General features: G+C 63.5%; 3 rRNA genes. All 3 read right to left on the bottom strand.

The window, feature by feature from the left end:
• Positions 1–60: 60 nt before the first annotated feature.
• Positions 61–176: ribosomal RNA gene (gene rrf / locus I2G40_RS09465) — 5S ribosomal RNA — on the bottom strand.
• A gap of 146 nt (positions 177–322) precedes the next feature.
• Positions 323–3,298 (bottom strand): 23S ribosomal RNA (locus tag I2G40_RS09460).
• Positions 3,299–3,696: 398 nt separating this feature from the next.
• Positions 3,697–5,202, bottom strand: a 16S ribosomal RNA gene (locus I2G40_RS09455).
• Together the 16S, 23S and 5S rRNA genes form the textbook arrangement of a ribosomal RNA operon.
• Positions 5,203–5,484: the final 282 nt, after the last annotated feature.

Here is a 5,484-nt window from a genome sequence, read left to right as displayed (position 1 = left end):
GGGGGAGGCCGCGAGGCCTCCCCCTTCTCAGTTCAAGCGTACGGCTCGGTGCCGTCCACCGGTCAGCGGCGCCCTGGCCTCCCACGGGCTGACCCCGCAGTACTCTCGGCGCGATGGGGCTTAGCTTCCGGGTTCGGAACGGGACCGGGCGTGCCCCCCATGCTCTGGCCGCTGACCGGTGGGCGGCGCCCACCGTTACGGTGTCCTGGGTCTCACTCTACACGTGCCCTGGGGGCCGCATGGCGCATAGGGGAGATGACTCGGGGGCATCCTCGTGCCCGGACCGCGCGTGAGCGCATGTCCCGCGGGCCGCGAGGTGCGGTTCCGGAAGAGCTCGGGCGATTAGTGCGGCTCGGCTGAGGACGTCGCCGTCCTTGCACCTGCCGTCTATCGACCAGGTAGTCTACCTGGGCCCTTACCGGAAGGAGAACTAATCCCTGGAACGGCTTCCCGCTTAGATGCCTTCAGCGGTTATCCGCGCCGCACGCGGCTACCCGGCCGTGCCGTTGGTCGACAACCGGTTCACCGGAGGTGCGTCCACCCCGGTCCTCTCGTACTGGGGGCAGCCTCCATCGATTCTCCTGCGCCCACGGAGGATAGGGACCGAACTGTCTCACGACGTTCTGAACCCAGCTCGCGTACCGCTTTAAACGGCGAACAGCCGTACCCTTGGGACCTGCTCCAGCCCCAGGATGCGATGAGCCGACATCGAGGTGCCAAACCTTGCCGTCGATGTGGACTCTTGGGCAAGATCAGCCTGTTATCCCCGGAGTACCTTTTATCCGTTGAGCGACGGCCCACCCACTCGGGGCCGCCGGATCACTAGAGCCTGCTTTCGCACCTGCTCGGCTTGTGGGCCTCGCAGTCAAGCCCGCTTGTACTCTTGCATTCAAAAGGACGGTTGCCGACCGTCCCGAGCGGACCTTCGCGCGCCTCCGTTACCCTTTAGGAGGCGACCGCCCCAGTCAAACTGCCCGCCTGGCACGGTCCCCGAGCCGGTTGACGGCCTCGGGTTAGGACGCCGGTCGCGCGAGGGCAGTATTCCAAGGGCGGCTCCCCGGGGGCTGGCGCCTCCGGATCTGTGCCTCCTGCCTATCCTCTACACGCGGGACCAGCGGCCAATGCCAAGCTGCAGTGAAGGTTCACGGGGTCTTTCCGTCCTTCCGCGGGTAAGTCGCATCTTCACGACCAGTGCAATTTCACCGGGTCCATGGTCGAGACAGCGCCCAAGTCGTTGCGCCTTTCGTGCAGGTCGGAACTTACCCGACAAGGAATTTCGCTACCTTAGGACCGTTATAGTTACGGCCGCCGTTTACCGGGGCTTGGCTTCGGGGCTTCGCGCGATGCGCTAACTCCTCCGCGTGACCTTCCGGCACCGGGCAGGCGTCAGACCCTATACGTCGCCTTGCGGCTTCTGCAGAGTCCTGTGTTTTTGGTAAACAGTCGCTTGGGCCTCTCCACTGCGGCCCGCCTCCGCTCCCCGGGCGAGCCGGTTCACGTACGCGCGGGCACCCCTTCTCCCGAAGTTACGGGGCCATTGTGCCGAGTTCCTTGACCATGGTTGACCCGATCGCCTCGGTATGTTCTACCCACCCACCTGTGTCGGTTTGCGGTACGGGCGCGCACGCGCCTGCCTAGGGGTTTTTCTAGGGACCTCGGGCTCACTCGCTTCGCTCAATCGCTTCGTCCGGAGCCTCGCCCTCAATGCGGACCGGATTTCCCTGGTCCGCGGGCCGCGCTCCATCACGGGGACGTCCAGAACCCCGCCGAGCCACCCCCATCCGTCGCCCCGTCGGTCGTAGCGCCGCGTGCGCGGTGCAGGAATGTCTGCCTGCTGCGCGTCGGCTACGCCTACCGGCCTCGCCTTAGCCCCCGACTGACCCTGGGAGGATTAGCCTTGCCCAGGAAACCTCGGGTTCACGGCGGACGAGTTACTCTCTCGTCTCTCGCTACTCATGCCAGCATTCTCACTCCCATGCGCTCCACCGTCGGTCGCCCTCCGGCTTCTCCGCCCATGGGAAGCTCCCCTACCGATTCTAATGAATTAAAATCCCGCCGCTTCGGTGTCCAGCTTAGCCCCGTGTATTGTCGGCGCATGTCCACTCGACCAGTGAGCTGTTACGCACTCTTTGAATGGATGGCTGCTTCTAAGCCAACATCCTGGTTGTCTGGGCGGACGCACATCCTTTGCCACTCGGCTGGAACTTGGGGACCTTAGCGGGCGGTCCGGGCTGTTTCCCTCTCGAGCACACAGCTTAGCCCACATGCTCTGACTGCCGCGCTCTGGGCCGCCGGCATTCGGAGTTCGGTTGGATTCGGTAGGCGGCGAAGCCCCCTCGTCCATCCGGTGCTCTACCTCCGGCGGTGAACGCGCGACGCTAGCCCTAAAGCTATTTCGGGGAGAACGAGATATCTCCGGGTTTGATTGGCCTTTCACCCCTATCCGCAGGTCATCGCCGCCGTTTTCAACCGACGTGCGTTCGGCCCTCCACGGGGTCTTACCCCCGCTTCAGCCTGCCCACGGATAGCTCACCCGGCTTCGCGTCCGCGGCGCGGGACTCAAGTCGCCCTGTTAAGGCTCGCTTTCGCTCCGGCTCCCTTTCGGTTAACCTCGCCCCGCGCCAGCGACTCGCTGGCTCATTCTACAAAAGGCACGCCGTCACACCATAAAGGTGCTCCGACTGCTCGTGGGCGCACGGTTTCAGGTACTGTTTCACTCCCCTCCCGGGGTGCTTTTCACCTTTCCCTCACGGTACTGGTGCGCTATCGGTCACAGGGTAGTACTCAGGCTTGGATGGTGGTCCACCCAGGTTCGGACCGGGTTTCACGTGCCCGGCCCTACTCAGGGACCGCGTCGCGCCGTCCGGTCTGGGTTCGCGTACGGGGCTGTCACCCGCTGCGGCCGGCCCTCCCATGCCGTTCCGCTCCCCAGCCGGACCTGCGCCCGGGGGCGGCAGCCCCCGGATGCGCGGCCCTGCAACCCCGTCGGCGGAACCCCTGCCGGGTATGCCCGCTCGACGGTTTGGCCATCGGTCCCCTTTCGCTCGCCGCTACTCGGGGAGTCTCGAGATTGATTTCCTCTCCTCCGGGTACTTAGATGTTTCAGTTCCCCGGGTTGTCCTCCCCCCGCCTATGTGTTCAGCGGGGGGATATGCACACTGCTGTGCATGGGTTCGCCCATTCGGAGACCCCCGGGTCGAAGGATGTGTGCTCCTCGCCGGGGATTATCGCAGCTTGCCGCGTCCTTCATCGGCTCCCTGTGCCAAGGCATCCGCCGTGCGCCCGTGGTATCTTGCGGGACCGCTCTCGGGCCCGCGGGATATCCACGTGTCGCTAATAAAAATTAATCGATATCATGAATAGCGCTCGTATGTCGCAATTCGGGTATCTCATACCGCGGCACAGTAGTTGACTGTGCTCGCGATCAGATGCTCCTCACTCATAAATAAGTGAATTCTTCTTGTTTGGATCGGATGAATGATTGCTATCATTCTGTCTGATAAATCGCAGAAAAGAATCGAGTCTGGAAGAGGATACTCTTCCATCTCTCTCCTATCGCTATGCGGCTCTCAAGGTACGCGGGTGCGACCCCGGGGACCGGGTGCTGCGGGGACTTACTCCGGGCGACATCTACCGGACGGGCTCCTGCCCTCTATTCGAGTTAAAGTTTGTCTCTCTAAGAACTTATCTCCCTAGAAAGGAGGTGATCCAGCCGCACCTTCCGGTACGGCTACCTTGTTACGACTTCACCCCCCTCACCCTCCACACCTTCGGCGCCTCCCCCCTTGCGGTTGGGCCGGCGACTTCGGGTGCAGACGACTCGGGTGGTGTGACGGGCGGTGTGTACAAGGCCCGGGAACGCATTCACCGCGGCATGCTGATCCGCGATTACTAGCAACTCCGACTTCATGGGGGCGGGTTGCAGCCCCCAATCCGAACTGGGGCCGGCTTTCCGGGATCCGCTCCCCCTCGCGGGGTGGCATCCCTCTGTACCGGCCATTGTAGCACGTGTGCAGCCCAGGGCATAAGGGGCATGATGACTTGACGTCGTCCCCGCCCTCCTCCGCCTTGACGGCGGCGGTCCCGCGTGGGTTCCCGGCATCACCCGATGGCAACACGCGGCGGGGGTTGCGCTCGTTGCGGGACTTAACCCAACATCTCACGACACGAGCTGACGACAGCCATGCACCACCTGTATGGGCTCCTCTCGGCCACGGGGTCTCCCCCGCTTCACCCATATGTCAAGCCCTGGTAAGGTTCTTCGCGTTGCTTCGAATTAAGCCACATGCTCCGCTGCTTGTGCGGGCCCCCGTCAATTCCTTTGAGTTTTAGCCTTGCGGCCGTACTCCCCAGGCGGGACGCTTAATGCGTTGGCTGCGGCACGGGGGGATCGTCCCCCCACACCTAGCGTCCATCGTTTACGGCTGGGACTACCAGGGTATCTAATCCTGTTCGCTCCCCCAGCTTTCGCGCCTCAGCGTCGGTCTCGGCCCAGAGGGCCGCCTTCGCCACCGGTGTTCCACCCGATATCTGCGCATTCCACCGCTACACCGGGTGTTCCACCCTCCCCTACCGGACCCAAGCCGCGGAGGTTCCGGGGGCTTCGGGGGGTTGAGCCCCCCGCTTCGACCCCCGGCCTGCCGGGCCGCCTACGCGCGCTTTACGCCCAATGAATCCGGATAACGCTCGCCCCCTACGTATTACCGCGGCTGCTGGCACGTAGTTAGCCGGGGCTTCTTCTGCAGGTACAGTCTTGACTCTTCCCTGCTGAAAGCGGTTTACGACCCGAAGGCCTCCGTCCCGCACGCGGCGTCGCTGCGTCAGGGTTCCCCCCATTGCGCAAGATTCCCCACTGCTGCCTCCCGTAGGAGTCTGGGCCGTGTCTCAGTCCCAATCTGGCCGGTCGGTCTCTCAACCCGGCTACCCGTTGTCGGCACGGTGGGCCGTCACCCCGCCGTCTACCTGATGGGCCGCGGAGCCATCCCCTCCCGTCGGGGCTTTAGCCCGGGCGCCATGCGGCGCCCGGGGGTATCCGGTATTACCCGTCCTTTCGGGCGGCTATCCCGGGGGAGGGGGCAGGTTCTCCACGTGTTACTCAGCCGTTCGCCACTCGCTTCCCTCCGGAGAGGGGTGCCGTTCGACTTGCATGTGTTAGGCGCGCCGCCAGCGTTCATCCTGAGCCAGGATCGAACTCTCCGTCCAAAATAAATGGGCTTCGAGCCCGTCCGGTCCTCACAACTATTAGCTGATCGGTTCCGTTCGATTCATATGGTTTTAGTATAGGAAAAGGAATTTCTCGGGGCCGCCTCTCGGCGGCCTTGCGAAAAACAAATCCAAGTTAGACCATTTCAAATGGTTCGATGTCTGCCCGGATGCGACACAACTGGTGTGTCCATCCTCGCAGTATCCGGTTCTCAAGGTGCACGCCTGCGCTGGTTCCCGGTTCCACCGGGCCGCGCGGCAAGGAGATATATTGCCAGACCG

The organism is Collinsella aerofaciens (assembly GCF_015558785.1).
Classification (GTDB): Bacteria; Actinomycetota; Coriobacteriia; order Coriobacteriales; family Coriobacteriaceae; genus Collinsella; species Collinsella aerofaciens_P.
Note: the sequence above shows the minus strand (reverse complement) of the source record. Positions and strands in the feature narration are given on the sequence as shown.